1 protein-coding gene is annotated in these 255 nt (G+C 65.5%); it reads right to left on the bottom strand.

Going from position 1 to position 255, the window contains the following annotated elements; translation table 11 throughout:
* The coding region (locus tag AB4Y44_RS42680; protein ID WP_368702844.1) for an amino acid permease at nucleotides 1–255 on the bottom strand (255 nt) is incomplete at both ends.

Below are 255 nucleotides of genomic sequence, written 5' to 3'. Positions count from 1 at the left end.
TCGGGATCACCGAGACAATGGCGATCCAGTTTGCCCACGCGCTGATGAAGCCCACCAGTGCGCCGTGCGAGTAGCGGGCATAGCGGACCATACCGCCCGACTCCGGGAACATCGCACCGAGTTCGGCATAGGTGAGCGCGATGGCCAGAATGACCACGGCGCCGATGACCCAGGCGCAAACCGCCGCCGGACCTGCAATTTTCGCCGCCTTCCACGCGCCGAACAGCCAGCCCGAACCGATGATCGACCCGAGGC

The organism is Paraburkholderia sp. BR10937 (assembly GCF_040965695.1).
Taxonomy (GTDB): domain Bacteria; phylum Pseudomonadota; class Gammaproteobacteria; order Burkholderiales; family Burkholderiaceae; genus Paraburkholderia.
This window is presented reverse-complemented; position numbering and strand designations above follow the sequence as displayed.